The organism is Serratia sp. A07 (assembly GCF_058725505.1).
In genome coordinates, this window is record NZ_JBZXDO010000002.1 from 251,519 (window position 1) to 276,955 (window position 25,437).

A 25,437-nucleotide genomic window follows, 5' to 3' on the forward strand; every position below is an offset into this window, starting at 1 on the left:
TCGTCACATATCCGGGAAGGTCAGGGTGCCCCCCGGCGCTTCGCGATGAATGTGCAGGAAGTTCAGGTGCTTCTCGTACTGGTCGAGGATATCGCCAATCACCTGTTCCTTGCTGTAGTCCATCAGGTCGTTGCCCTGGGTGCCTTCCATCAGGAAGGTTTCCAGCCGGTAGTAGTGCGACTTGCCGGAGCGGGCGCGGTAGGTGAAGCCCGGCACCGAGTAGCGCATCGGCCAGATCTGATAGATAAAGTTCTGTTCCTCGCCCAGGCGCACCAGCAGCTCCAGGTGGTTCAGACGCTCGTCTTCGGTCGGCGGCACTTCGCTGAACTCCACTTTCGCGCCGCGCAACTCCAGCTCGCGCGCCACGTCCTGCATCGCCGGACGACAGACTGTATCCAACATTTTCTGCGTGTACTGGGTGCCCGGGTAGTTCATCACCCGCGACAGACGCTGTTTCCAGTTGAGCACGTCGTGGCTGGAGACCGGCACCGGTGCCAGGGTACTGAGCGCACTGGCCTTGCGGTAGTCTTCCACCCGCAGCGATTTATACAGCCCGGCCATCACGAAGAAGATCACGAAGCTGAATGGCAGGCCCATGATCACCGTGGTTTTCTGCAGCGCCGGCACGCCGTCGGTCATCAGCATGCCGATGGTCAGCAGGCCGATGGCCACCGACCAGAAAATCCGCAGCCAGTTCGGCGCATCATTATTGATGTCGGCCAGGCGCGAGGTGAAGTTGCCCAGCACCAGCGAGCCGGAGTCCGCCGAGGTGACGTAGAACAGCAGGCCGGTGATGGTGGCCACCGAGGCGCTGAAGGTGAAGCCGGGGTATTGCGCCAGCAGGCTGTAGAAGCCGCGCTCCGGGAACTGCATCACTTCCTGCGCAAACTCGGCGTTACCGTGAATGATCTGGTACAGCGCGCTGTTGCCGAAGATAGACAGCCACAGCAGGGTGAACACGAACGGTATGATCAGCGTGCCGACCACGAACTGGCGAATGGTGCGCCCGCGCGAGATGCGCGCCAGGAACAGGCCGACGAACGGCGACCACGCCACCCACCAGGCCCAGAAGAACAGCGTCCAGTTGTTCATCCACTCCACCGGCCGATCGAAGGCGAAGCTGTTGAGCGTCATGCCCATAAAGCGATTGACGTAATCGCCGACGTTGAGCACCAGCGCGTTGAGCAGGAACTCGGTGTCGCCGAAGAACAGCACGAACAGGATCAGGCCCAGCGCCAGCAGCACGTTCAGCTCGGACAGGATGCGGATGCCCTTGTTGACGCCCGAGGTGACCGAGATGGTGGCCATGATCACCGACAGCAGGATCAGCGAGCCCTGCACCGTCAGGTTTTCCGGGATCTCGAACAGCACCTTGAGGCCGTAGTTGAGCTGCACCACGCCGATGCCCAGCGTGGTGGCGATGCCGAAGATGGTGCCGAGCACCGCGGCGATGTCCACGCTGTGGCCGATCGGCCCGTTGATGCGCTTACCGAAGATCGGGTACAGCGCTGAGCGGATGGTCAGCGGCAGATTGTAGCGATAGCTGAAGTAGCCGAGGGCGATGCCCATCAGCGCATACATCGACCAGCCGGTCAGGCCGTAGTGGAACAGCGTCCAGACCATCGCCTGGCGCGCGGCTTCCAGCGTTTGCGCGTCACCTTCCGGCGGCATCATGTACTGGGTCACCGGCTCGGCGACCGAGAAGAACATCAGGTCGATGCCGATGCCGGCGGCGAACAGCATCGCCGCCCAGCTCATCAGGCTGAATTCCGGCTTGGACTGCTCCGGCCCGAGCTTGATCGAACCGAAGCGCGAAGCGGCGATAAACACCACGAACACGATGTACAGCGTCGCCGCCAGCAGGTAGTACCAACCAAAGGTGGTCGACACCCAATTCAGCGTGCGGGTGATCCACTGCCCGGAGAAGTCGGTGAAAAAGATGGTCATCAGCGAGAAGGCCAGGATCAGCCCCGCCGAGGTGAAGAAAACCACAGGGTTGAGGCGGTCCTGCTGCGGTTTGGAGGCGGTTTCGTGGGTTGTCATCGTCATCCTCTGAACTGAGAAAATCGTGCCGCTCCGCATTCCGGGGCGCGTTGGCCTCTGGAAAACGGGCGAATGAAGGCGGCGGCCATCCCCGTGAGGAGGGCCTGAATGATACCGCTTTCGCCTGTGAATGAAGCGTCGGCGCGCTTCGCGGCGGGAACCGCTTACAGCCACTGATTTTGGTCAGATTCGTTAATTACCTCACAAAAATCAGCCAGTTCCACAACCAGATAGTACAAATTTTTAACCAGGCGGCAATAAAATATATGCAATTTTTATTGAACGTTCAATCAAAAAAAAGTTTAATAGTCCTCATGATGACCTGAATCACGGGCGAAACGGCAGTGAAATTTGCCCGCTGAGATAAGGCCGAAGTCGGTTTTGTGAGAGTCGAAATATGCCAAAGGTAGGAATGCAGCCAATCAGAAGGCAGCAGTTGATTGATGCCACGCTCGCCGCGGTAAACGAAGTGGGAATGCATGACGCCACCATCGCGCAGATCGCGCGGCGGGCCGGCGTTTCCAACGGCATCATCAGCCATTATTTCAAGGACAAGAACGGCCTGCTGGAAGCCACGATGCGCTATCTGATCAGCCATCTGGGCGAGGCGGTGAAGCTGCGCTTGCAGGCGCTGACCGATAACAGCCCGGCGGCGCGGCTGCAGGCGATCGTCGCCGGCAACTTCGACGACAGCCAGATCAACAGCGCGGCGATGAAGACCTGGCTGGCCTTTTGGGCCAGCAGTCTGCACCAACCGCAGCTCAACCGGCTGCAGCAGGTGAACGGCCGCCGGCTCTATTCCAACCTGTGCGCCGAGTTTCGCCGCGTCATGCCGCAGCCGCAGGCGCGGTTGGCGGCCAAGGGGCTGGCGGCGCTGATCGACGGACTGTGGCTGCGCAGCGCGCTGCGCGGCTCGGCGTTCAATCAGTCGCAGGCGCTGGCGCTCACGACCGAATACATCACGTTCCAACTCCGGGGGCAGACGCCGCCCGGAGGATAACCCAAGGAGATCCTATGTCCCGTTTTGGCTTGCAGAAGCTCTATATTCATGGCGCCTATGTAGACAGCACCGCTGGAAAAACCTTCAACGCCATTAACCCGGCGAACGGCGAAGTTCTGGCTGAAGTCCAGGCCGCCGGCGCTGAAGACGTCGATCGTGCGGTGGCCAGCGCGGCCAGCGGGCAGAAGGTGTGGGCGGCGATGACGGCGATGGCGCGTTCGCGCATCCTGCGTCGCGCGGTGGATATTCTGCGCGAGCGCAACGATGAGCTGGCGGCACTGGAAACGCTGGATACCGGCAAAGCGATGTCGGAAACCACCGCGGTGGACATCGTCACCGGCGCCGACGTGCTGGAGTATTACGCCGGCCTGATCCCGGCCATTGAAGGCGAACAGATCCCGCTGCGCGAAACCTCATTCGTTTACACCCGCCGCGAACCGCTGGGCGTGGTGGCCGGCATCGGCGCCTGGAACTACCCGATTCAAATCGCGCTGTGGAAGTCCGCGCCGGCGCTGGCGGCGGGCAACGCGATGATCTTCAAACCGAGCGAAGTCACGTCGCTGACGGCGCTGAAGCTGGCGGAAATTTACACCGAAGCCGGCTTGCCGGACGGCGTGTTCAACGTGGTGACCGGCAGCGGCGCGGAGGTGGGGCAGTACCTGACCGACCATCCGGGCATCGCCAAAGTCTCTTTCACCGGCGGGGTGAAAACCGGCAAGAAGGTGATGGCCAACGCGTCGGGGTCGACGCTGAAGGAAGTCACCATGGAGCTGGGCGGCAAGTCGCCGCTGATTATTTTCGACGACGCCGATCTGGATCGCGCCGCCGATATCGCCATGATGGCCAACTTCTACAGCTCCGGCCAGGTGTGCACCAACGGCACCCGCGTCTTCGTGCCGGCGGCGCTGCAGGCGCAGTTTGAGGCGAAAATCCTCGAGCGCGTGAAGCGCATTCGCCTCGGCGATCCGACCGACCCGCAGACCAACTTCGGGCCGCTGGTCAGCTTCGCGCATATGGAGTCGGTGCTGCGCTTTATCGAGAGCGGCAAGAACAGCGGCGCGCGCCTGCTGTGCGGCGGCGAACGCGTCACCCACGGCGAATTCGGCAAGGGCGCTTACGTGGCGCCGACGGTATTCAGCGACTGCCGCGACGACATGGAAATCGTGCGCGAGGAGATCTTCGGGCCGGTGATGAGCATTCTCAGCTACCAGAGCGAAGAGGAAGTGGTGCGCCGCGCCAATGACACCACCTTCGGCCTGGCTGCGGGCGTGGTGACCAACGATCTGGCTCGCGCACACCGCGTGATCCACCAGCTGGAAGCCGGTATTTGCTGGATCAACACCTGGGGCGAGTCGGCGGCGGAAATGCCGGTCGGCGGCTACAAGCAGTCCGGCGTTGGCCGCGAGAACGGCCTGACGACGCTGGAACACTACACCCAGATCAAATCGGTGCAGGTTGAGCTGGGCGAATACGCCTCGGTATTTTAACTATCCCCGTCGTCTTTCAAGCTACAGCGTTGTTGGCTGCGAGCGCAGACCCCAGTCACTTACTTGAGTAAGCTCCTGGGGCTCTGCGCCCTTGCCGCCTAGCTGTAACTCGAAATCCATAGGGGATATATCTTTTTCGCATCCAAAACTGCCTTGTTATATTCAGCATGCGGAATTCAAGCCATTCGCATCATTCAGGCATACGAATATTTAGGAGATAATGAATGGAATTTGACTACATCATTATCGGTGCCGGTTCCGCCGGCAACGTGTTAGCCACCCGATTGACCGAGGATGCCGACGTCAGCGTCCTGCTGCTGGAAGCCGGCGGCCCGGATTACCGGATGGATTTCCGTACTCAGATGCCGGCCGCGCTGGCGTTTCCGCTGCAGGGCCGCCGCTATAACTGGGCGTATGAAACCGATCCTGAGCCGCACATGAACAATCGCCGGATGGAATGCGGCCGCGGCAAAGGGCTGGGCGGTTCGTCCCTGATCAACGGCATGTGTTACATTCGCGGCAACGCGATGGACTTCGATAACTGGGCCAAGGCGCCGGGTCTGGAAGACTGGACCTATCTGGACTGCCTGCCGTATTTCCGCAAGGCGGAAACCCGCGATATCGGCCCGAACGATTACCACGGCGGCGAGGGCCCGGTGAGCGTCACCACGCCGAAAGCCGGCAACAACGAACTGTTTCACGCCATGGTGGAAGCCGGCGTGCAGGCGGGCTATCCGCGCACCGACGATCTGAACGGTTACCAACAAGAAGGCTTCGGCCCGATGGATCGCACCGTGACGCCGAAAGGGCGCCGCGCCAGCACCGCCCGCGGTTATCTGGATCAGGCGCGTTCGCGGCCGAACCTGAAAATCGTCACCCATGCGCTGACCGACCACATCGTGTTCGACGGCAAGCGTGCGGTGGGCGTCAACTATTTGCAGGGCGACAGCAATCAGTTGACCCACGCCAAAGCGCGGCGCGAAGTGTTGCTGTGCGCCGGCGCCATCGCCTCGCCGCAGATCCTGCAGCGTTCGGGCGTCGGCCCGGCGGCGCTGCTGAAAAGTCTGGATATCAACGTGGTGCACGATCTGCCGGGCGTCGGGGAAAACCTGCAGGATCACCTGGAGATGTACCTGCAGTACGCCTGTAAGAAACCGGTGTCGCTGTACCCGGCGCTGCAATGGTTCAACCAGCCGAAGATCGGCGCGGAATGGCTGTTCAACGGCACCGGCATCGGCGCCAGCAACCAGTTCGAGGCCGGCGGTTTTATCCGCAGCCGCGCAGAGTTCGCCTGGCCGAATATTCAGTATCACTTCCTGCCGGTGGCGATTAACTACAACGGCAGCAACGCGGTGAAAGAGCACGGCTTCCAGGCGCACGTCGGCTCGATGCGTTCGCCGAGCCGCGGCCGGGTGCAGGTGAAATCGAAAGATCCGCGCCAGCACCCGAGCATTCTGTTCAACTACATGGCGACCGAGCAGGACTGGCAGGAGTTCCGCGACGCTATTCGCATCACGCGCGAGATCATGGCGCAGCCGGCGCTGGACGAATACCGCGGCCGCGAGATAAGCCCGGGGCCGGAGGTGCAGACGGACGAGCAGCTGGACGCTTTCGTGCGCGAGCACGCCGAAACCGCCTTCCACCCGTCCTGCTCGTGCAAGATGGGTGAGGATGAGATGGCGGTGGTCGATGGTCAGGGCCGGGTGCACGGCATGGAAGGATTGCGGGTGGTGGATGCGTCGATCATGCCGCTGATCATCACCGGCAACCTGAACGCCACCACCATCATGATCGCCGAGAAGTTAGCCGATCGCATTCGCCAGCGCGCGCCGCTGCCGCGCAGCACCGCCGACTATTACGTCGCCGGCGATGCGCCGGTGCGCAAGCAGTAACCGACACGCCCTCTCGCCGTTGAGGGGGAGGGCCGCCGTAGCAAGCAACCCCTCTCCATATGCTCTTCCCCAAGGCGAGGGGGCAACTCCCTTTTATACCTTATCCCATCATGCCGCCGGCAGCGAGATCGCCTGATCGAAACTGGTGGGCGTCGCCATACGCCACATGCGGGCATAGAACTCGCTTTTGATCTCCGGCTGCAGCAGCGCGCCCGGCTCCAGGTAGTAATAGATATCGGCGTACACCTTGATCTCGGTCGGCGTGATGCGGCGCAGCATATGATGCGAGGTCAGCTGCTCCGGGCGGCTGACGCCGGCCGCCGCCAGCATGTCCGCCAGCGCTTTCACCGTATTTTGATGGAAGTGGTAGACGCGTTCCGCCTTGTTCGGCACCACCAGCGCCTTTTGCCGCAGCGGATCTTGCGTCGCCACGCCGGTCGGGCAGTGGTTGGTGTGGCAGCTTTGCGACTGGATGCAGCCGACGGCGAACATAAAGCCGCGCGCCGAGTTCACCCAGTCGGCGCCGAGCACCAGCACGCTGGCGATGTCGAAGGCGCTGATGATCTTGCCGCTGGCACCTACCTTGATCTGGTCACGCAGGCCGCAGCCCACCAGCGTGTTATGCACGAACAGCAGCCCTTCGCGCAGCGGCATGCCCATGTAATTGGAAAGCTCGAGCGGCGCGGCGCCGGTGCCGCCTTCCTTGCCGTCTACCACGATGAAATCCGGCAGGATGCGGGTGTGCAGCATCGCCTTGACGATGGCGACAAACTCCCACGGATGGCCGATGCACAACTTGAAACCGACCGGCTTGCCACCTGACAGCTCGCGCAGCTGCTGGATGAAATGCATCATTTCCAGCGGAGTGGTGAAGGCGCTGTGCGAGGCCGGCGAAATGCAATCGACCCCTTCCGGCACGCCGCGGGTGGCGGCGATTTCCGCATCCACCTTCTTCGCCGGCAGAATGCCGCCGTGGCCGGGTTTGGCGCCCTGGCTGAGCTTGATTTCAATCATTTTCACCTGCGGGCTTTGTGCCTGTTCGGCAAAGCGCCGCGGATCTAAATGGCCGTCGGCGGTGCGGCAGCCGAAATAGCCGCTGCCCAGCTCCCACACCAGATCGCCATTGTTTTCCCGATGATAGCGGCTGATGCTGCCCTCGCCGGTGTCGTGGTAGAAATTGCCTTTGGCCGCACCGAGGTTGAGCGCGCGGATGGCATTGGCGGAGAGCGCGCCGAAGCTCATGGCCGAAATGTTGAAGATCGACGCGGAGTAGGGCTGGCGGCAGTCGGTGCCGCCGATGGTGATGCGGAAACTGGTCGGGTCGGCGGCATCCACCGGCCGCATGGAGTGGCCGATGCACTCATAGCCGGTTTGATAGACGTCCAGCAGGGTGCCAAACGGCTTGTCGCCCATCTCGTTTTTCGCCCGGCGATACACCAGCGTGCGCTGGGTGCGCGAAAACGGGATCTCTTCATTATCCTGCTCGAGGAAATACTGGCGCAGTTCCGGACGGATGAATTCGAAGAAGAAACGCAGGCGGCCGATGATCGGGTAGTTGCGGCAGATGGCGTGGCGCTGCTGCGTGAGATCGTAGATACCCAGCACCATCAAGCCACCGCAGGCCAGGGCCGGCAGCCAGAACCACGGATGGTTGCGCATCATGATTAAGAAAACCAGGGTGAGCAAGATGCTCAGCACAAAGCAGGTGTAGCGGCTGAATAAGGACGACTTCATAACATCTCCTGATGTTTATTTTAATCCACACGACATGACTCACGGATAATCCGTGTGCAAATCGTAGCCAACAGGAGAGGATGTTGTGTGTCTGTTGCTGCTTTGTCGCTGGTTGTTACATTAATTTAACTTGGCGGGGGAGGGCCGGTTGCCGCGCGGCGTACCGCGCAACAAGCCAGGGCCGGTTATTTGCCGGCGACGAAGATGGTGCTCATGCTGCGCAGCCGCAGTTTTTTCATCGCGCTGTATTTCTGCGAGAAGATGGTTTTTGGGTGCGTACCGCGCTTTTCCGCAATGTGCAGCAGGCTGTCGCCGCGCAGCAGATTGAAGATCACGTCGCTTTCCGCCGGGCTGAGCTCGCGGGTTTTCTGCACTCTGATGCCGCCCGGTTCTTTGCTTTCCAGCAGCAGCTGGATTTTTTCCTGCAGCGAATAAAGCGGAATGCGGGTGGAGACCAACTCGACGGAAATCCCCAGGATCGACAGCAGTTTCACCACGCGCTCGTCGTCATAGAACACCAACAGGCGCGTTTTGCTGTTGTATTGCTGGTGCAGGGACACCAGGCTTTCGATCACGTTGACGCTCTGTTCGAGGTTTTGCGAGGTGAAAATCAGCGCGATATCGTGCTTGGTGATCTTCTCTGCTTTGGCGCCGCCGTGCATGAAATCGGAAAACAGGCGGATATCGTACGCGCCGTAGTGTTTCTTTAGCAGCACCGACAGGCCAACATAGCTGTACTTACACTCACTAATCACAAGAACGTTGTTTTTAGACATAGGGCAAACACCAATACCGAGTTAAAAGTATTCAGCTGTAAGAAGCGAGTTCAAATCCTTGATACTGGATTCCTTCCACAGCTTTCCCTGCAGTGCGTAATATGGCATTTCATCCAGCCATTTCTTGTGTTCGGGAGTTTCAACTCCTTCGATAATTACCTTGTAATGATTAAGGTAAAAGAAGCGCAGTAACGCGCGCATCAAGCCCTCGCCGCCGGACTTTTTCATGAAGTCCCAAAGCAGAAAACGATCGAGCTTAACGAAGCGGAACTGGCTGTTGTACAACGCGGAAAAACCCGCGTAGCCAGAACCAAAATCATCGAGCCAAAATGAATAACTATTCAATGACGGATCGCCGTGCACGCGATCTTTCACCAGCCGGGTTGAATTCTCGCTGATCTCGAAATGAATACAGCGCATAGCGTTAATTCTTTCGGCAAAGTGAGTATTCGCCAGCGATTGCAGGGAATAATCGTCAACATTCAAAGTGGCTATCACTTGGTTTTCATGAAACCAGTGTTTGTATTTATCGATCAGATTGATCTGATCCATCAAAATCTCAATCCGGGTGGCACTGTCGGCGTGGCGAAAGAACTGTTCAGGAGACAAATGGGCATATTCGCTATTAAACGTAAAGCGAGACAGACATTCAACGGCCAGCAATTGTCCCGATTTCGCGAACATTGGCTGAAAAACATAATTAATGCCGTTATTTTTCTCTCTGAAAGAACCGCTCATTTCCCAATCCTTGGATTGATATTTAACTTGTTGATTTTAAATGATTAAAAAGAAAGTTACTCCGAGTTTATTGGTAAATTTCTTATTTAAAACGTCAGGATGGCCGAAGCGTGTCGACAGACCATTTAACGCGTAATTCGTGCCAAAGTCCAAACGTCGCAATCTGTTACTAAATGTAAATATTTGGGATAATATTCTGATTTTCAGGCCTTAATGCAAAATCTTGAACTCTGCAGCTTTCCCAAACACAGATTATTCCTATTCATATGAATCGTCAACATCGATCGATAGGTATCCGCCGATAGTTTATTCCTATCAAGAGGGGCCTTATGAATGTTTTAAACGATTTAACATTAAGAATATGCTTAGTCTATATTTCGTCCGGCAATGAGTTCATCGAGGCAACGCTCCTTTTCAGCAAGGGAGTGCTATCGCTGAGTGTATGCTCAGTGGCGGCAATATATATATAAGCCCGCCACTGAATCGATTATTTTATTGTTCTATGGAGCTGGAAATGAAAAAAGTATTATTGCCTTTGGCTGCCCTGGTATTGTCTGCAACTGCTTCCAACGCAATGGCAGCAAACGGCACTGTTAAATTCACCGGTGAAATCAAACAGTCTACCTGCCAGGTAACTAGCGATACTCAGAATAAAGAAGTTTACCTGGGTACTTACCCAACTTCTGCTTTCCCAACCGTGGGTTCTAAATCCGCTTCTAAAGCTTTCCAGATCTCTCTGGAAAAATGTGATGCCGGCGATTACAGCCTGCGCTTCGACGGTAACACCGTTGCTGGCAACCCAGACCTGCTGTCCGTAAGCAACGTGGGCGGCACCGGCGCTGCAGCTACCGGCGTGGGTATCGAAATCACCGATAACAACGGCAAGCCATTCGCTATCGGCGACGGTTCCAACATCAACGACGACGTAGCGAAAGTCACCATCGCTGCTGACGGTAAAGCGACCTTCAACCTGCAGGCTCGTTACCGTTCATTCGATAGCAACGTAACTGCAGGTCTGGCTAACGCTACCAGCCCGTTCACTATCGAATACAAATAATCGTCTTTCAGGACACACACGGCCAAGGATGGCCCGTAGAGGAAACCGATGAAAAAGTTCTTTGCTGCTCTGCTGATGCTGGGCGCCTTTAACAGCTACGCCGGTATCCAGGTAGATGCCACTCGCGTGATCTATAAAGGCGATGACAAATCCGCCTCTCTGCCGATTCATAACGATGCTTCAGAAGCTTATATGGTGCAGACCTGGCTGGACACCGGTGACAGAAACCAAGTGCCGAAAAATCTGCCTGTCGTTGTCGTTCCACCGATTCTGAAATTGGACGCTGCTAAAACTGCCGTTCTGCGCTTTATCTATTCCGGTAATGGCTTACCTCAGGATAAAGAAACCCTGTTGTGGATTAACGTGCAGGAAATTCCACCGGCGCCGAAGCAGGAAAACGTGCTGCAGGTTGCGGTGCGTACCCGAATCAAACTTTTTTACCGGCCGGTGGCGTTGAAAACGACGCTGGACGAGCAAGTACAAAACTTGCGTTGGCAGCGTGAAGGTTCACGTCTGCAAGTGATTAACGATGGCCCGCTGCATATCACCTTTGGGGCGCTGCATTTGAAAAACAGCGCGGGCAAGACCGTGGATGTGGACGCCAACATGGTGAGCCCGAAAGATCGCTTATCGATCAACATCCCGGCGGGCGTCAGCGTCGGCAACAAGATTGCTTTCAGTTATATCAACGATTTTGGCGGTAGAACGGAAGTCAAGGACGTTCCAGTACAATAAGAGAGACAGGGAATGGCAAATCAACGAAAAGTAGCAGGCGGAACGACGCGGCTGACACAGCTGATCCGAATTGCAATCATTGCCGCCAGTGCGCCGATGTTATGGAGTGAAGCGGCGCTGGCAGAGTTTAACATGTCGTTTATTCACGGCGATGAAAACCTGAGCAACGCGGAAGCGGTCGCTCAGGGCGATGCTTTGCAACCGGGCGTTTACCCATTCGACATCTATGTCAACCTGACTCAGGTCGATCATAAGGATGTTACTTTTCGTCAGGTTAAAGGCCAGACCGCGTCTCAACCCTGCCTGAAAGTTGAAGACCTGCGCAACTACGGCATCAAACTGCCGGAAACGCTGCAGGCCGGCAGCTGTGTTGATGTGTCTGAGTTGATTAAAGACGCCACCGTCAGCTATGACGCGGCGGTGCAGCAGATCAACATTTCCGTGCCGCAGACCATGATGGATCTGAGCGCGATCGGGGCGATCCCGCCAAGCATGTACGATGAAGGCATCAACGCGCTGTTCGCCAACTATAACTTCAACTACAACAAGAACAGCTATCGCCGAGATGACGCCGACGACAGCGAGTACATGTTCCTCGCGCTGAACAGCGGCCTCAACCTGGGCAGATGGCGCCTGCGCAACAACTCCACCTGGGATAAGCAGAGTGGCAGCAGCAGCAACTGGACCAACGTCTCTTCCTGGGCCGAAACCGATATCGTGCCATGGCGCAGCCGTTTGGTGATGGGCCAGGCGAGCACCAACAACAGCGTGTTCAACAGCTTCCAGTTCCGTGGGGTGCAACTCTCCAGCGTTGACGACATGCTACCGGACAGCCTGCGCGGTTATGCGCCGGTGGTGCGCGGCGTGGCGGCGACCAACGCCCGCGTCGAAATTCGCCAGAACGGTTACGTCATCTACAGCACCAACGTCGCGCCGGGTCCTTTTGAGATCCACGACGTCTATCCGCATACCAATAACGGTGACCTGCAGGTCACCGTGAACGAGGCCGACGGTTCGCACAAAACGTTCAGCGTCGCCTACTCTTCCGTGGCCAACATGCTGCGCGAAGGCATTTGGAACTTCCAGCTGACCGCCGGTAAATACCACAACGGTAACGGCGGCTATCAGCCGAAACTGATTCAGGGCACCGCGGCATACGGCATGAACTATGGCCTGACGCCGTTCGGCGGCGCCATCATCGCGGAGCACTACCGTTCCGCTGCCGTGGGTATCGGTAAGAGCCTGGGGTCATGGGGGGCCATCTCCGTGGACGGTTCTATCTCCGATACCGAGCTGGCGAACGGCGATCGCAAGCAGGGGCAGAGCTTCCGTTTCCTGTACTCCAAGTCGCTTAACCAGATGGGCACCAACTTCCAGTTGGCGGGCTATCGCTATGCGACTTCCGGTTACTATGATCTCAGCGATGCGGTCCAGGAGCGCAACAGCTGGCGCAACGGCATTTATGCCAATGATTACTGGGATCCGAACGATCTGCAGCCGGGCCAGCCTTCCTGGAGCAACAACCAGAAACGTACCCGATACACTGCGCGTTACGGCAACAAGCGTGAACGCGTCGAGCTGTCGCTCAGCCAGCAGCTGTGGGCGGGTGCCAGCCTGTACGCCAACGTGAGCCACCAGAATTACTGGGGCGTGTCCGGCAACGACCGCACGATTCAACTGGGTTACAACGACGGCTTCAAGCGCATTTCCTACGGTGTTTATCTGCAGGATACGCGCGGCCAGTACGGTTATTCCGATCGCAGCGTGAACTTCACGATGTCGATCCCGTTGGATTGGGGCCAGAGCAACAACTCGACCACCGCCAACTTCAGCGCGGCGCACAGCAAACAGAGCGGCGACAGCTACTCGACCGGCATCAGCGGCACCATGCTGGACGACCGTCGCATGAACTACTCGGTTTCCACCGGGCATACGCAGTCCTCCGGTCAGAGCAGCAACCTGAACCTGGGCTACAGCAGCAGCATCGGTAACATCGACGGTAGCTATGCCTACAGTTCGAAATACCGCCAGGAAGGACTGGGCCTCTCCGGTGGTCTGCTGGTGCACTCCGGCGGCGCGACCCTGACTCAGCCGTTGCAGAACACCATCTTGCTGGTGGAAGCGAAAGATGCCAAAGGCGTGCGTCTGGAAAACCAGCCGGGCGTGACCATCGATCGCTTCGGTTATGCGGTGGTGCCGTCGGCCAACCCGTACCGCTACAACTATGTGGCGCTGCGCACCGAAGACTTCGGCCCAGGCCTGGATGTGCCGGTGGCCAGTAAACAAGTGGTGCCGACCGAGAAATCGGTGGTGAAGGTGAGCTTCGATACCTTCAAGGGCGTCAGCCTGCTGATTCATGCTCGTCTGGGTGACAACGGTTATCCGGCCATCGGCGCCGGCGTGTTCAACGAGTCCGGCCGCAACAGCGGTACCGTGGGCCTGGAAGGCGCAACCTATGTTTCCGGCGTGAAAGCGGGTGAGAAACTGACGATCAAATGGGGGCCGAAAGCCGACCAGCAATGCGTACTGCCGATTCCGGCGGATGTGGGCGACAAACAAGCGGCCATGGGATATCAGGAACTGACCCTGCAATGCCAAAAACTGTAAGGTACACCATGAACTTGAGCAAATTAGCACGTAACACACTTCTGTCGGTGGTGGGGCTGGCGGGGTTGGCGATGGCGCAACAGGCGGCGGCGATGCAGTGCCGCTTCGGCAACTCGACGGGTTCAAAAAACCCGGTTGGCAGCGTAACGCAGGATATCGACGTCGGCCGCCCGATCGTGCTGGCCGCCAGCGACTTCGTCAAAGGCAACCTGATTTGGCGTTCGCAGAACTTTACCTCCACCTTTACCTGCTGGGATACGGATAACTACCCGCGCGGAGAGAACGCTTACATCTATTGGAACCCGCAGAACTCGTTCGGTGCACTGGATAAGTCGCTGGAGATTGGGGTATCGATCAACGGGCGTGATTATGACGCGATTAACCTGAAGCAAAGCTCCAACCGGCCGACGGGCCCTGATTTGGGGCCGGGTACCAAACCGGGTAGTAACAGAAGAAAAGCCGATCCTCAGGCGGTGACTGCCACCTATTCGGTGTATATCAAAGCCACCGGGGTGAAACCGCCGGCGGGTAACTTCCCGCCATTGGCGCGCGCGTCGCTGTTCCAGATCGATGGTGAGTTGGGGCTGAACGCCACCAAAGACAGCAACTTTAACGCCTATATCAAAGGGTTGGACAAGATCCGCGTGATCCAGTGCAACCCGCAGATCACCGTATTGGCTAACAACGGTGCCAGCGTCGATTTCGGCGTGCTAACCAGCTCCAGCGCCAAAACCGGCACTATCGCCAAGCAGGTGCCGTTCGATATCAAGGCTACCTTGAGCGGCGGCGAATGTGCCGGCCAATCTCTGCAGGCCAGTTTCAGCAGCACCAACGCCGATCCGTCAGACAACACGCAGATCCTGCCAACCACCCAACCGGGCGTGGCGATCTTCCTGACGCAGCAGCGCGACACCAGTAAAAAACCGATCCCACTGCAAACCAACGTGGATTTCGGCGGCGTGCTGCAGGATAAGCAGAACGAAGTGAAAGAGACCTTTATCGCGAACCTGAAGTGGTTGACCAATACGCCGAAGACCGGGGTGTTCAATGCCACTGCCAACGTCGACGTCACCTTCAAATAATCCGGTGTCGCTTCAATAAAAAAAGGGTCAGTTCTCGCGAACTGACCCTTTTTTTGTGCCTTATGCCGTGCCGATTAACGCAGCCCCATCCAGCTGGTGCAGACGCCTTCCGGCGGCTTGCCCGCATACCAACGAGGCAGCGTAGGGGCATCGTGGCGCGGTTCGGCCTCCGCCTCTACCGGCTGCGCCGGCCATTCCGCGACGTCCCAGCGGGTGGTGCGGCGATAGACTGCCGGGGTTTTGCCAAACTGTTTCTTGAAGGCGCGTGAGAACGAAGGCTGAGAGTCGAAATGGTATTGCAGGGCGATATCCAGGATCGGGCGTGGGCTGGAACGCAGCGCCTGCGCCGCCTGCGAAAGACGCCGCTCGCGGATATAGCTGCCGAGCGCGTGGCCGGTGGTGCTGCGGAACATGCGCTGCAGGTGCCATTTGGAGTAGCCCGATTTGGCGGCGACGTTATCCAGCAGCAGCGGCTGGTCCAGATGAGTTTCAATCCAGTCTAGTAAATCGTGAATGATATTGACGCGATCCATGGTTTTAGTTCTCCCGCAAAAACGACATTCAGGTCACAGTGACTTAGCTTAATTATCCAAGAATATGCTTTGATAATAGGCGTGAGTGCGCCGTTACGCAAGGGTAAACCGGGGGTAAAAAGGTAGCCAAAAATGCTCTTTGAACGGCAGGGGGATAAAAGAAAGGCCGCATAAAGCGGCCTTTTCAGCAGGAAACGAGTGGAAAATCAGTTAGTTTCCGGCTTCACTTCAATGTAGTTCAGACCCAGTACGCTGCTGGTGTAGCCGCGGATCTTGTTGGTCATCTCGATATCGCCGTTCAGCTTGTGGCCGTAGGACGGGATGATCTCTTTCAGATTGCTCTGCCATTCCGGCGTCGCCACTTTGTCTTTGAACACGGTTTCCATCAGGTGCAGCATGATTGGCGCAGCGGTGGAAGCGCCCGGCGAAGCGCCCAGCAGAGCGGCGATGCTGCCGTCTTCAGAGCTGACGACTTCGGTGCCGAACTGCAGCACGCCGCCTTTATCTGCGTCTTTCTTGATGATCTGTACGCGCTGGCCTGCGGTCCACAGCTTCCAGTCTTCCTGCTTGGCGTCCGGGAAGTACTCTTTCAGTGCGGCGAAGCGATCGTCGTCGTTCATCATCAGCTGGCCGACCAGGTATTTCACCAGATCGAAGTTATCCAGACCAACGTGGGTCATCGGCATCAGGTTCGAGGTGCTCAGCGAGTGCATCAGATCGAACAGCGAACCGTTCTTCAGGAACTTGCTGGAGAAGGTGGCGAACGGCCCGAACAGCAGCACGCGCTTGCCGTCCAGCATGCGGGTATCCAGGTGCGGCACGGACATCGGCGGCGAACCTACGCTGGCCAGGCCATACACTTTGGCCAGGTGCTGGTTGGCGATCGCCGGGTTGGTGGTGACCAGGAACTGGCCGCCGACCGGGAAGCCGCCGTAGCCGTCGGCTTCTGGGATGCCGGATTTCTGCAACAGGGTCAGGGACGCGCCGCCGGCGCCGATGAACACGAACTTGGCGTTAACGGTGGTTTCTTTACCGTCGCGGTTCAGATCGGCAACGGTCACGCTCCAGGTCTGGTCGGCGTTGCGCTTGATGTCGCGCACTTCGTGGCTCAGGTTCAGCTTGAACTTGTCGCTGGTGCTCAGCGCGTCAACCAGCTGGTGGGTGATCACGCCGAAGTTAACGTCGGTACCCAGCGGCATGCGGGTCGCGGCGATTTTCTGCGCCGGATCGCGGCCGTTCATCACCAGCGGCGCCCACTGTTTGATTTGCGCAGGATCTTCGGAGTATTCCATGCCGCGGAACAGGGTGCTGTGCTGCAGCGCCGCGTAGCGTTTACGCAGGAAGTTGACGTTGTCGTCACCCCACACGAAGCTCATGTGTGGCACGCTGTTAATGAAGGATTTCGGATCTTTCAGGACAGCGTTCTTCACCTGATAAGACCAGAACTGGCGGGAGATTTCGAAAGACTCGTTGACCTTCACCGCCTTGCTGATGTCGATGGTGCCATCGGCTTTTTCCGGCGTGTAGTTCATTTCGCTAAAGGCGGAGTGGCCGGTACCGGCGTTGTTCCAGCCGTTGGAGCTCTCTTCCGCCACGCCGTTCATGCGCTCGTACATGTCGATGGTCCAGGTCGGCTCCAGCTCATGCAGATAGGTACCCAAGGTCGCGCTCATGATGCCGCCGCCGATCAACACCACGTCGACGGTTTTATTCTTCTCTTCAGCCGCTGCCTGCTGCGTAACGCTAAACAGGCTGAGACTGAAAATCAGGACGAGTAATTTTCTCATTGAATTAAATCTCTTGTGTGTAAATTCTACTCATTGCAGGTGAAAGAATTTAGCGGGAGTTACCCTGGAAAATAATGAAGCCGACCGCCCGGCGTGAGCCGATAGGCAGCGATAATGCCTTTTTGTTAATAGGGTTTTTAACGAAAAGTGAACTATTGCAGGCCGTCCGGATGCAATTTGATCGGTTCACGTTACTGGCGGGGTATTATTGTTTGCGAGAATGTTAAAAACTACTTTTGTAACTAAAAAAAATGAATATAAGCAAAAAACGGCCGGTTGCTGTCGCAGGAATAAACAGAGAGGGGAGAAAGACCGTATAACCGCGTTATTTTCAGGGGTTAATTGTCGCGCAATTAAACGTTATTTCGTTATCACACAATAATTGCGGTTAAATTGCAAATACGCATCGGTAACCAATAATAAATGGCCGCCGTTGCGGGCGGCCAGGATTCACAAGGCGGTTACTTGATGCCCATCGCATCGCGCATGGTGAAGAACAGATCGGTCTGATCGGTCAACCCCACCACATTGGCGGCGTGCGGGCCATAGGCCGCGACGCGCAGCTGGGTGCCGGTGTGCCCCTGCGATTCTTCTTCCGAGTTGCCGTAGCTGAGGGTCATCGGCGCGCCGTCTTTGGTGGTCAGTGTCTGGGTCAGGCCCGGCGCTTTGGCGTCGGCGGCGACGATCTGGCTGGAGTGTGCGTGGTCGGCGGTGACGATCACCAGCGTGTTGCCGTCGGCGCGGGCGAAGGCCAGCGCTTTTTGTACCGCTTCGTCCAGATCGACGGTTTCACCAATCTGCCCGCACGGGTTGGCGGCGTGATCCTGCTTATCGATCGACGCGCCCTCTACCTGCAGGAAGAAACCGTTCGGGTTGTCTTTCAGCAGCGCGATCGCTTTTTCGGTCATCGCCGCCAGCGTTGGCGTGGCCGCGGTGCGCGCCGGGTTGTTTTCGCAGGTTACCGCCGGCTTGTCGAGGTTGCCGTGATAGCTGGCTTTCGGCCCCAGCCAGCGCACCGGCATGTTGCCGTCGGCGAACAGGCCCAGCAGTGGTTTTTGCTGATTGGCCAAGGTAACGGCCTGCAGTTCATCCGCATTGCTCACCCACTGGTAACCCTGCGCTGCCGCCTGGTCCTTCAGCGATTTTCCTTGCCATTCGCCGCTTTTCGCCAGTTGGTTGAAGGACTTCGCGCCGCCGCCCAGCGTGACGTCGGCGCGGGTTTTCAGCAACTGCTCGGTGATGGAGCCGCGGCCGCCGTTTTCCAGCGCGTTAGCAGCGCATTTCTCGCTGGTTTCCTCCGGGCCGTAGCATTTGCGCGAGGTGACGTGTGACACCAGCGCCGCCGGCGTGGCGTCCTGCAGTTCGGCGGTGGAGACGTTGCCGGTGGCCTTGCCGGCCGCTTTGGCGATCTCCAGCAGCGTTGGCTGGTCTTTGCCGTTCACGTCCACGCCGAGCGCGCCGTTATAGGTTTTCACCCCGGTGGCCCAGGCGGTGGCGGAGGCGGCGGAGTCGGTTACGTAATCCGGTTTGTGGGTTTTCTTGTCCAGCGAGTAGTGGGTGTATTGCCCGGTCAGCGGCAGAGCGTCGATGCCCTTGAAGTAACCGCCTGCGCCTTCGGCGTAGTTACGCGCGGCGGTGATCTCGGAATCCCCCATGCCGTCGCCGATCAGCAGGATCACGTTTTTCACCGTTTTGTCCGACAGCGACGCCTTCAGCGCGGCGGTCTGATCGCCGGCCAGACGACGGGCGCCGCCCGGCTCGGTGAGGGTGCCGCGCGCGGCGCGCTCGGTCAGGCCATCGGCATTGGCCGAGGTTTCCGCCGCGATGGCGGAGGAACAGAGCAGGGCGGACAGCACGGCGCCGGCGATCAGGGATACAGCAGGTTGCATGGGGTAAGCTCCTTGTCGTAATACAACAATGTAAATAACATCAAATTGTTACGTAAGGAGAGTAGAACAGAGGGATGACAATTTTATGACAGCGAAAGACGGGATGGCCCGGCGGCCACCCCGTTTGGCGTCAGGCCGCGCGCGCCGGAATAGCCAGCCCACGCTGCACCGCCGGCCGCGCCAGACCGCGCTCCAGCCACTGCGCGACGCGCGGGAAACTGTCGAACTCCACCAGCTCGCGCGCCTCATAAAAGCCGATCAGGTTACGCACCCAGCCCAGCAGCGAGATATCGGCGATGGTGTAGTCCGTGCCCATGATCCAGTCGCGGCCTTCAAGGCGCGTTTCCAGTACGCCAAGCAGGCGTTTCGATTCGTTCTTGTAGCGCTCCAGCGGCCGTTTGTCTTCATACTCGCGCCCGGCGAATTTGTGGAAGAAACCGAGCTGGCCGAACATCGGGCCGACGGCGGCCATCTGGAAGAACACCCACTGAATGGTTTCATAACGCTGCGCCGGATCCTGCGGCAGGAAACGGCCGCTCTTTTCCGCCAGGTAGAGCAGAATGGCGCCGGATTCGAACAGCGGCAGCGGCCGGCCGCCGGGGCCATCGGGATCGATGATCGCCGGGATCTTGCCGTTCGGGTTCAGCGCCAGAAATTCCGGCGTCCAGGTTTCGTTGTTGCCGATGTCGATCAGGTGCGCTTCATAAGGCAGGCCGATCTCTTCCAACATGATGGATACTTTGACGCCGTTCGGCGTCGGCAGGGAATAGAGCTGCAGCCGTTCCGGGTGCTGAGCCGGCCAGCGTTTGACGATCGGGAATTGGGTGGAATCGAGCATGGAAACTCCTCGGGTTGGCGGGGTCGCTTAAGCGTACCCCTTGAGTATTGCAGTAAAACTACCCCGCCGCCGGGTTACACCGTGAGCTCAAAATGTGCGGCCAGCGCTTTTTTACCGGCGGGGGTCAGCTGCAGCTCGCGGCTGTCGAGCCGGCGGACGATCCAGCCGCGTTGAATAAAGGCGGCCAACAGCGCGGCGCCCAGTGCGCCGCCGAGGTGAGAGCGGCGTTCGCTCCAGTCCAGGCAGCCGCAGGCGAAGCGGCGGCGGGTGGGGGCGGGGGAGCAATCGACGCCCAGCCGCGCCAGCGCGGCCTGACCGACGTCGCTTAACCGGTAGTCTTCCTCACCGCTCAGCCAGTTCAGCGCATGCAGCCGATCGTGCAGCTTCACCGCCACCTCGCCCGCCATGTGGTCGTAGCAGGTACGGGCATATTGCAGCGTGGTGGGCGTGCTGCTTTTCACCGACGGGCGCGGTACGCCCGCCAGCGCCATCAGGCCTTCCAGCGCTTCGGCTACCGGCTGACCGGCCAGCCGAAAATAGCGGTAGCGCCCCTGTTTGACGCAGGCGATAAGCCGCTGCTCCAGCAGTTTCGCCAGATGTGCGCTGGCGGTGGACGGGGCGACCTCGACCGCCACGCTGAGCTCGGTGGCGGTGTAGGCGCGCCCATCCATCAACAGGCACAGCATGCGTGCCCGGGTGCGGTCGGCGATGGCGGCGCTCAGCGCCGCTAAACGATCTTCTATGTCGATGTTATGCATACTTCGAGGTTAGGCGAAGTATGACTGCGCGTCCAGCGCTAGCCTGTGGTTATCGCCATCTGGTACCGAGGGAGAAAACCATGTCCGTATGTCCTTATGCCGCCGCGCTCGCCGCCGAGCCGCAGACGCACTATCGCGCCTTGCCGCCCCTGAGCTGGCATAGCGCAGGGCAATGTTGGGTGGCCGCTACGCCGCAGTGGGTGAGGGAAGCGCTGCTCAATGCCGATCTCGGCGTGCGGCCGGCCGATGAGCCGGTGCCGACGGCCTTGCTGGAGACGCCGATGGCGCCGCTGTTCGCCGGGCTGGCGCGAATGCGCGACGGCGAGGAGCATCGCACGCTTAAGGCGGCGCTGCAGCGGGCGTTAGCTTCCTGCGACGATACTCTGATTCAGCAAACCGCGGCACACTGTGCGGCGCGGTTAGCGCCAAAGGCCCCCGAGGCGGCGGCGATCACCCGCTTTAACTACGGGTTGCCGGTCTGCACCCTCGGCGCACTGTTGGGCGTGCCCGAAGCGCAGTGGCAACATCTTATCGACGACAGCCTGGATTTTGTCCGCTGTATCGCGCCCGGCGGCACGCAGCAGCAGCTGGCACGCGGCATTGCGGCGGCGCAGCGGCTCTGTGCCCGGCTGGGGACGGGGAATGGCGTGCTGCGCCAGGCCCTGGTGCGGGAGATCGGCGACGCCCGGCTTGTGTCGGCCAATGCACTCGGCCTGCTGTTTCAGGCCTGTGAGGCGACGGCGGGCTGGCTCGGGCAGGCGTATTTGCTGGCACGGCAGAACGGCGAAGTGGACACCGCGCTGGATCGGGTGCGGGCGCTGACGCCACCTATCCAAAACACGCGCCGTTTCGTCTTACGCGAGACGCAGCTTGCCGGTTGTACGCTGCGCGTGGGGCAGACCGTCTTGCTGTTGCTCGGCGCCGACGGCGAACTGGCCTTCGGCGCAGGGGCACACCGCTGCCCGGGCGAACGCTGGGCGAGGATTATCGCGCGCTGCGGCGTGGCGCATCTGTGTTCGCTGAATATTGATGAGCGGGCGTTGGAATCGGTGCGGTGGCGCCATTCCTACAATGCGCGCGTACCTGAGTTTTACCGTTGAGAGGAAACGATAATGATCGCCGTGATTTTTGAACTGCAGGCCGCCGACGGGCAGCGTGATACCTATCTGGCGCTGGCGGTGGAGCTGAAGCCGCTGCTGGCGCAGATCGACGGATTCATTTCCATCGAGCGTTTTCAAAGCCTGGCCGATCCTGCGCGCCTGCTGTCGCTCTCCTTCTGGCGCGACGAGGCGGCGGTGCAGCAGTGGCGCAATCTCGAGCAGCACCGGGCGGCGCAGGCGCGCGGCCGTGGCGAGGTGCTGGCGCAGTATCGGCTGCGGGTGGCGGAGGTGGTGCGGGACTACGGGCTGGAGAGACGCGACCAGGCGCCGCAGGATAGCCGTGGCTATCACCGCACCTGAAGAAAGCCCGCCGCCGGCGGGCTTTCTTCGCCCGTTATTTCGCTTCGCTGCCCACCTTCATCGCCCCGGCGTAGCTGGCGCCCATCCCCCAGGCAGCGCCGTGGTCGCGGGCGATCTGCAATACGCCTCCCGCCGTGGCTTTGCGGCTCCAGTCCTGCTGCCATTCCAGCATCAACGCCACCCAGTTGATGGGCGTGGCGCCCGCCTGTATCAGGCGCTGCATGGCGTTGTTTTGGCTGTCTGGCGTAATGTCGCCGGTGACGTCCGACAGAATATAAACCTCATATCCCTCGCCCAGGGCGGACAGCGCCGGCAGCATCACGCAGCTGGCGGTCCACAGCCCGCCGATGATGATTTTCTTGCGGCCGGATTGTTTGATCAGATCCACCACGCGCCGATCCTGCCAGACGTTGATGGCGGTGCGATCGTACACCTGCAGGTCCGGGCGTGCCTGCGTCACCTGCTGGAATACCGGCCCGGCGAAGCTTTTGGCGTTGGCCGAGGCCAGAATGGTCGGCACGTTAAACACCTTGGCGGCCTTGGCGATACCGGCGGCGTTATTCACCAGATTGGTTTGGTCGATAGAGGAAATGGTCATGCCGAACATGTCCTGCAGATCGACCAGCAGCAGCAGACTGTTCTCGGCGGTCAGCGGCTGCACATAACCCGCCTGGCGGCTGTCGGCGGCGGGGGATTGCGCCAACGCGGCGACGGGGGCTGCGGCGGCGCTCAGGCCGAGCATCAGGGCGAACAGGGTCTTTTTCATTATTAACTCCATGATTATCAGTGAATTAAATTCACTTCCCATTCAGGGAAGCGGTTGAATAAAGTCTACTGAGGTTGTTGCGGTTAATAATCTGTGTTTTATTGAATTTATAATTAACCAATAGGACATAATGTGGACGTGCTACTGACGATGCGCGCCTTTCGCCGCGTGGTTGAGCGCAACAGTTTTTATAAGGCGGCGGAGGATTTGGCGATCACGCCGGCGGCGTTGAGCAAGCAGATTAAGCAGTTGGAGAACCGGTTGGGGACATTGTTGCTGGTGCGCACCACCCGCAGCATGAGCCTGACCGAAGCCGGGCAGCTCTATTACCAGGAAGCCTGCCGGTTGCTCGGCGAGTTCGACGCGCTGGAGCAGACGGTTGCCGCCAGCGCGCAGCAGGTCTCCGGCACGCTGCGGGTCAATGCACCGCTCTCGTTCGGCCTCACGGTGCTGTCGCCGCTGCTGCCGCCGTTTATGCAACGCTACCCGCAGCTGCAGGTGGAACTGACGCTGGACGACAGGGTATTGGACGTGGTGGCGGCCGGTTTCGATATTTCCTTGCGCATTCGCCGACGGCTGCCGGATTCTTCCCTCAGCGCCCGGGCACTGGGTGAAGTGCACCAGCGAATTTGCGCCGCACCCGGCTATTTGGCGCAGCACGGCGTGCCGCAAACGCCGAATGACTTGCCGCGTCACAGCTGTCTGGCCTATTCCCTGGCGGAAAGGCCGGGGCAGTGGCAGTTCACCGCCGGCGAGGAGAGCCTGAGCGTGACGTTCACTCCCCGATTGATCGCCAACAACAGCCTGATGCTGCGGGACATGCTGGTGGCGGGACTGGGCATCGGTTCGCTGCCGTCGTTCGTAGCGGATCCCGAAATCGCCGCCGGTAGGCTGGTGCGGCTGTTCCCTGAACAGATTGCCTAAGCGCATCAGGTCTTCGCGGTTTACCCGACGCGCCGGCATGTGCAGCAGAAAGTGAGTTTATTCACCGAGTTTGTGCGAGAACAGGGATTGATGACGGCGAATTGACAACGGCGCACGGTTGTCATATTCCTTAGTTATGAAAAGATCCTATCGCCCATTCGCGCAAATTATTATCACCATGCTTCGTGTGGTGGGATAGCGCGTGTGTCGCCAATAAAAAACCCGCCGGCAAGGCGGGTTTTTTTATCCCCTTCCGGCAACGACCGGAGAACGGCATGAAAACCTACCCTGCAGTTTTACACCTGATGTGCGGCAAGGCCGGCGCAGGCAAATCGACGTTGGCGCAGCGTTTGGCGCAGCAACCGCAAACGCTGTTGCTGGTCGAAGATGCGTGGCTGGCGACGCTGTATGAACAGGAGATGGCCAGCCTGCAAGACTATGCGCGCTGTTCCGAACGGTTACGGCGGGCGCTGGGCGGGCACCTCGTTCAGCTGCTGCGCGGCGGCTGGTCCGTGGCGCTCGATTTCCCGATGAATACGCCGGACAGGCGGCGCTGGGCCAAAGCGTTGGCGGAGGAGGCCGGCGTCGCGCACTGCCTGCATTTTCTCGACGTCAGCCATGCGCAGTGCCTGAGCCGGATAACGCTGAGAAACGCGCGCGGCGAGCACCCGTTTACACTGAACGAAGCGGAGTTTGAGCGCCTGGCACAGTACTTTGTTCCCCCGGCGGAAGAGGAAGGGATGACCGTTTTGCGTTATGGCGAACAGAACTGAAAACCGGCGCCATGACGGCGCCGGCAACAGGGTTAGGATTCGGCGTTAAACGCGTTGTGGAAGGCGACTTCCGCACACGGCAGCGCGCCCTGGAAGGCGATGGCGCGGAAGTAGTCTTGCGGCACGCCCGGCAGGGTCAGCGCGGTCTGCGCCTGGAAGCCGAAACGGCCGTAATAGTTCGGATCGCCCAGCACCACGCAGCCTGCGGCGTGCCGTTCCTGCAGCTCGGCCAATAGCTGGCGGATCAGCCGGCTGCCGATCCCCCGGTTCTGACTGGCCGGCAGCACCGACACCGGCGCCAGCCCGTACCAACCGGCGGTGCCGTTGCTGAGTATGACCGGCGAGACGGACGCGTGCCCGATCGGTGTGCCATTGTGCTCAGCGACCAGCGACAGGGTGAGAGCGCCTGCCGCACGCAGCGCGTTGACGATAAACTGCTCGGTGTGGCTGCTGTGTTCGGCATGCAGGAACGCGGCGGCGGTCAGGGTGGTGATGGCGGCGATGTCGGCCGGCGTTTCGTGGCGTAAAGTGATGTTCATGGTTGTATCCTGATTAAAT

At 59.3% G+C, this 25,437-nt stretch carries 22 protein-coding genes; 11 read left to right on the top strand and 11 right to left on the bottom strand.

Features of this window, described 5'->3' with window-relative positions:
• Positions 1 to 3: 3 nt before the first annotated feature.
• Positions 4 to 2,043, bottom strand: coding sequence for a choline transporter (locus tag AC4PR2_RS03195; protein ID WP_492174887.1), 2,040 nt, complete (start codon positions 2,041 to 2,043; stop codon positions 4 to 6).
• A gap of 397 nt (positions 2,044 to 2,440) precedes the next feature.
• On the opposite strand from AC4PR2_RS03195, the gene betI reads away from it, so the two are divergent.
• The 3 genes from betI to betA all read left to right on the top strand — a co-directional run bounded on the left by betI (position 2,441) and on the right by betA (position 6,422).
• A complete protein-coding gene (gene betI / locus AC4PR2_RS03200; protein ID WP_038880897.1) occupies positions 2,441 to 3,043 on the top strand; it encodes a transcriptional regulator BetI in 603 nt (200 codons plus the stop codon).
• A 14-nt stretch (positions 3,044 to 3,057) separates the two neighbouring features.
• On the top strand, positions 3,058 to 4,530 hold the full coding sequence (gene betB, locus AC4PR2_RS03205) for a betaine-aldehyde dehydrogenase (protein WP_033653381.1): 1,473 nt from the start codon (positions 3,058 to 3,060) through the stop codon (positions 4,528 to 4,530).
• Positions 4,531 to 4,754: 224 nt separating this feature from the next.
• The gene (gene betA, locus AC4PR2_RS03210) at positions 4,755 to 6,422 is read left to right on the top strand and encodes a choline dehydrogenase (RefSeq protein ID WP_060421324.1); all 1,668 of its coding nucleotides are present in this window, start codon (positions 4,755 to 4,757) and stop codon (positions 6,420 to 6,422) included.
• 108 nt (positions 6,423 to 6,530) lie between these two features.
• Here the strand turns inward: betA and AC4PR2_RS03215 are convergent, their stop codons facing one another.
• The 3 genes from AC4PR2_RS03215 to AC4PR2_RS03225 form a co-directional block, all read right to left on the bottom strand.
• Positions 6,531 to 8,156, bottom strand: coding sequence for an FMN-binding glutamate synthase family protein (locus AC4PR2_RS03215; RefSeq protein WP_492174888.1), 1,626 nt, complete (start codon positions 8,154 to 8,156; stop codon positions 6,531 to 6,533).
• 185 nt (positions 8,157 to 8,341) lie between these two features.
• Entirely contained in the window at positions 8,342 to 8,932 is a 591-nt protein-coding gene (locus AC4PR2_RS03220; RefSeq protein ID WP_492174889.1) for a LuxR family transcriptional regulator, read from the bottom strand.
• 21 nt (positions 8,933 to 8,953) lie between these two features.
• A complete protein-coding gene (locus AC4PR2_RS03225) occupies positions 8,954 to 9,670 on the bottom strand; it encodes an EAL domain-containing protein (protein WP_492174890.1) in 717 nt (238 codons plus the stop codon).
• A 514-nt stretch (positions 9,671 to 10,184) separates the two neighbouring features.
• Here AC4PR2_RS03225 and AC4PR2_RS03230 point away from each other — a divergent pair.
• The 4 genes from AC4PR2_RS03230 to AC4PR2_RS03245 are packed head-to-tail and all read left to right on the top strand — an operon-like array spanning position 10,185 to position 15,151.
• Entirely contained in the window at positions 10,185 to 10,727 is a 543-nt protein-coding gene (locus tag AC4PR2_RS03230) for a fimbrial protein (protein ID WP_033647475.1), read from the top strand.
• Between the two features lie 48 nt (positions 10,728 to 10,775).
• Positions 10,776 to 11,462 (top strand): fimbrial biogenesis chaperone, encoded by a 687-nt coding sequence (locus AC4PR2_RS03235; RefSeq protein WP_084826567.1) that lies wholly within the window; start codon positions 10,776 to 10,778, stop codon positions 11,460 to 11,462.
• A gap of 12 nt (positions 11,463 to 11,474) precedes the next feature.
• Complete coding sequence (locus tag AC4PR2_RS03240; protein WP_084826566.1) at positions 11,475 to 14,069, top strand: fimbria/pilus outer membrane usher protein; 2,595 nt, start codon at positions 11,475 to 11,477, stop codon at positions 14,067 to 14,069.
• 14 nt (positions 14,070 to 14,083) lie between these two features.
• A complete protein-coding gene (locus AC4PR2_RS03245) occupies positions 14,084 to 15,151 on the top strand; it encodes a fimbrial protein (protein ID WP_204275812.1) in 1,068 nt (355 codons plus the stop codon).
• Positions 15,152 to 15,225: 74 nt separating this feature from the next.
• On the opposite strand, the gene AC4PR2_RS03250 is transcribed toward AC4PR2_RS03245, so the two are convergent.
• The 5 genes from AC4PR2_RS03250 to AC4PR2_RS03270 all read right to left on the bottom strand — a co-directional run bounded on the left by AC4PR2_RS03250 (position 15,226) and on the right by AC4PR2_RS03270 (position 20,956).
• A complete protein-coding gene (locus AC4PR2_RS03250; protein WP_019454454.1) occupies positions 15,226 to 15,684 on the bottom strand; it encodes a helix-turn-helix domain-containing protein in 459 nt (152 codons plus the stop codon).
• A 206-nt stretch (positions 15,685 to 15,890) separates the two neighbouring features.
• Entirely contained in the window at positions 15,891 to 17,471 is a 1,581-nt protein-coding gene (mqo, locus tag AC4PR2_RS03255) for a malate dehydrogenase (quinone) (protein WP_492174891.1), read from the bottom strand.
• 461 nt (positions 17,472 to 17,932) lie between these two features.
• The gene (gene phoA, locus AC4PR2_RS03260) at positions 17,933 to 19,360 is read right to left on the bottom strand and encodes an alkaline phosphatase (RefSeq protein ID WP_033646822.1); all 1,428 of its coding nucleotides are present in this window, start codon (positions 19,358 to 19,360) and stop codon (positions 17,933 to 17,935) included.
• Between the two features lie 130 nt (positions 19,361 to 19,490).
• Positions 19,491 to 20,198 carry a glutathione S-transferase N-terminal domain-containing protein gene (locus tag AC4PR2_RS03265; protein ID WP_197801911.1) on the bottom strand — a complete coding sequence of 236 codons (708 nt, stop codon included), beginning with the start codon at positions 20,196 to 20,198 and terminating at the stop codon, positions 19,491 to 19,493.
• 74 nt (positions 20,199 to 20,272) lie between these two features.
• Positions 20,273 to 20,956 carry a metalloregulator ArsR/SmtB family transcription factor gene (locus AC4PR2_RS03270; protein ID WP_197801910.1) on the bottom strand — a complete coding sequence of 228 codons (684 nt, stop codon included), beginning with the start codon at positions 20,954 to 20,956 and terminating at the stop codon, positions 20,273 to 20,275.
• A gap of 80 nt (positions 20,957 to 21,036) precedes the next feature.
• Here AC4PR2_RS03270 and AC4PR2_RS03275 point away from each other — a divergent pair, with 80 nt between their 5' ends.
• Both AC4PR2_RS03275 and AC4PR2_RS03280 read left to right on the top strand, forming a co-directional pair.
• Positions 21,037 to 22,056 carry a cytochrome P450 family protein gene (locus tag AC4PR2_RS03275; protein WP_337046438.1) on the top strand — a complete coding sequence of 340 codons (1,020 nt, stop codon included), beginning with the start codon at positions 21,037 to 21,039 and terminating at the stop codon, positions 22,054 to 22,056.
• A gap of 12 nt (positions 22,057 to 22,068) precedes the next feature.
• Entirely contained in the window at positions 22,069 to 22,416 is a 348-nt protein-coding gene (locus tag AC4PR2_RS03280; protein ID WP_197652137.1) for an antibiotic biosynthesis monooxygenase family protein, read from the top strand.
• A 34-nt stretch (positions 22,417 to 22,450) separates the two neighbouring features.
• Here AC4PR2_RS03280 and AC4PR2_RS03285 read toward each other — a convergent pair whose 3' ends face one another.
• On the bottom strand, positions 22,451 to 23,182 hold the full coding sequence (locus AC4PR2_RS03285) for an isochorismatase family protein (protein WP_079656354.1): 732 nt from the start codon (positions 23,180 to 23,182) through the stop codon (positions 22,451 to 22,453).
• Positions 23,183 to 23,314: 132 nt separating this feature from the next.
• On the opposite strand from AC4PR2_RS03285, the gene AC4PR2_RS03290 reads away from it, so the two are divergent.
• Both AC4PR2_RS03290 and AC4PR2_RS03295 read left to right on the top strand, forming a co-directional pair.
• Positions 23,315 to 24,106, top strand: a complete 792-nt coding sequence (locus AC4PR2_RS03290) for a LysR family transcriptional regulator (protein WP_492174892.1) — start codon at positions 23,315 to 23,317, stop codon at positions 24,104 to 24,106.
• A 275-nt stretch (positions 24,107 to 24,381) separates the two neighbouring features.
• Positions 24,382 to 24,879 (top strand): P-loop nucleotide/nucleoside kinase family protein, encoded by a 498-nt coding sequence (locus AC4PR2_RS03295; protein ID WP_060421348.1) that lies wholly within the window; start codon positions 24,382 to 24,384, stop codon positions 24,877 to 24,879.
• A gap of 32 nt (positions 24,880 to 24,911) precedes the next feature.
• On the opposite strand, the gene AC4PR2_RS03300 is transcribed toward AC4PR2_RS03295, so the two are convergent.
• Entirely contained in the window at positions 24,912 to 25,418 is a 507-nt protein-coding gene (locus AC4PR2_RS03300; protein ID WP_070914001.1) for a GNAT family N-acetyltransferase, read from the bottom strand.
• Positions 25,419 to 25,437 lie beyond the last annotated feature (19 nt).

What these genes read in the sequence shown, in the direction of transcription:
- AC4PR2_RS03195 (WP_492174887.1), bottom strand. Translation starts at nt 2,043, where the DNA reads ATGACAACCCACGAAACCGCCTCCAAACCGCAGCAGGACCGCCTCAAC.
- betI (WP_038880897.1), top strand. Translation starts at nt 2,441, where the DNA reads ATGCCAAAGGTAGGAATGCAGCCAATCAGAAGGCAGCAGTTGATTGAT.
- betB (WP_033653381.1), top strand. Translation starts at nt 3,058, where the DNA reads ATGTCCCGTTTTGGCTTGCAGAAGCTCTATATTCATGGCGCCTATGTA.
- betA (WP_060421324.1), top strand. Translation starts at nt 4,755, where the DNA reads ATGGAATTTGACTACATCATTATCGGTGCCGGTTCCGCCGGCAACGTG.
- AC4PR2_RS03215 (WP_492174888.1), bottom strand. Translation starts at nt 8,156, where the DNA reads ATGAAGTCGTCCTTATTCAGCCGCTACACCTGCTTTGTGCTGAGCATC.
- AC4PR2_RS03220 (WP_492174889.1), bottom strand. Translation starts at nt 8,932, where the DNA reads ATGTCTAAAAACAACGTTCTTGTGATTAGTGAGTGTAAGTACAGCTAT.
- AC4PR2_RS03225 (WP_492174890.1), bottom strand. Translation starts at nt 9,670, where the DNA reads ATGAGCGGTTCTTTCAGAGAGAAAAATAACGGCATTAATTATGTTTTT.
- AC4PR2_RS03230 (WP_033647475.1), top strand. Translation starts at nt 10,185, where the DNA reads ATGAAAAAAGTATTATTGCCTTTGGCTGCCCTGGTATTGTCTGCAACT.
- AC4PR2_RS03235 (WP_084826567.1), top strand. Translation starts at nt 10,776, where the DNA reads ATGAAAAAGTTCTTTGCTGCTCTGCTGATGCTGGGCGCCTTTAACAGC.
- AC4PR2_RS03240 (WP_084826566.1), top strand. Translation starts at nt 11,475, where the DNA reads ATGGCAAATCAACGAAAAGTAGCAGGCGGAACGACGCGGCTGACACAG.
- AC4PR2_RS03250 (WP_019454454.1), bottom strand. Translation starts at nt 15,684, where the DNA reads ATGGATCGCGTCAATATCATTCACGATTTACTAGACTGGATTGAAACT.
- mqo (WP_492174891.1), bottom strand. Translation starts at nt 17,471, where the DNA reads ATGAGAAAATTACTCGTCCTGATTTTCAGTCTCAGCCTGTTTAGCGTT.
- phoA (WP_033646822.1), bottom strand. Translation starts at nt 19,360, where the DNA reads ATGCAACCTGCTGTATCCCTGATCGCCGGCGCCGTGCTGTCCGCCCTG.
- AC4PR2_RS03265 (WP_197801911.1), bottom strand. Translation starts at nt 20,198, where the DNA reads ATGCTCGATTCCACCCAATTCCCGATCGTCAAACGCTGGCCGGCTCAG.
- AC4PR2_RS03270 (WP_197801910.1), bottom strand. Translation starts at nt 20,956, where the DNA reads ATGCATAACATCGACATAGAAGATCGTTTAGCGGCGCTGAGCGCCGCC.
- AC4PR2_RS03275 (WP_337046438.1), top strand. Translation starts at nt 21,037, where the DNA reads ATGTCCGTATGTCCTTATGCCGCCGCGCTCGCCGCCGAGCCGCAGACG.
- AC4PR2_RS03280 (WP_197652137.1), top strand. Translation starts at nt 22,069, where the DNA reads ATGATCGCCGTGATTTTTGAACTGCAGGCCGCCGACGGGCAGCGTGAT.
- AC4PR2_RS03285 (WP_079656354.1), bottom strand. Translation starts at nt 23,182, where the DNA reads ATGAAAAAGACCCTGTTCGCCCTGATGCTCGGCCTGAGCGCCGCCGCA.
- AC4PR2_RS03295 (WP_060421348.1), top strand. Translation starts at nt 24,382, where the DNA reads ATGAAAACCTACCCTGCAGTTTTACACCTGATGTGCGGCAAGGCCGGC.
- AC4PR2_RS03300 (WP_070914001.1), bottom strand. Translation starts at nt 25,418, where the DNA reads ATGAACATCACTTTACGCCACGAAACGCCGGCCGACATCGCCGCCATC.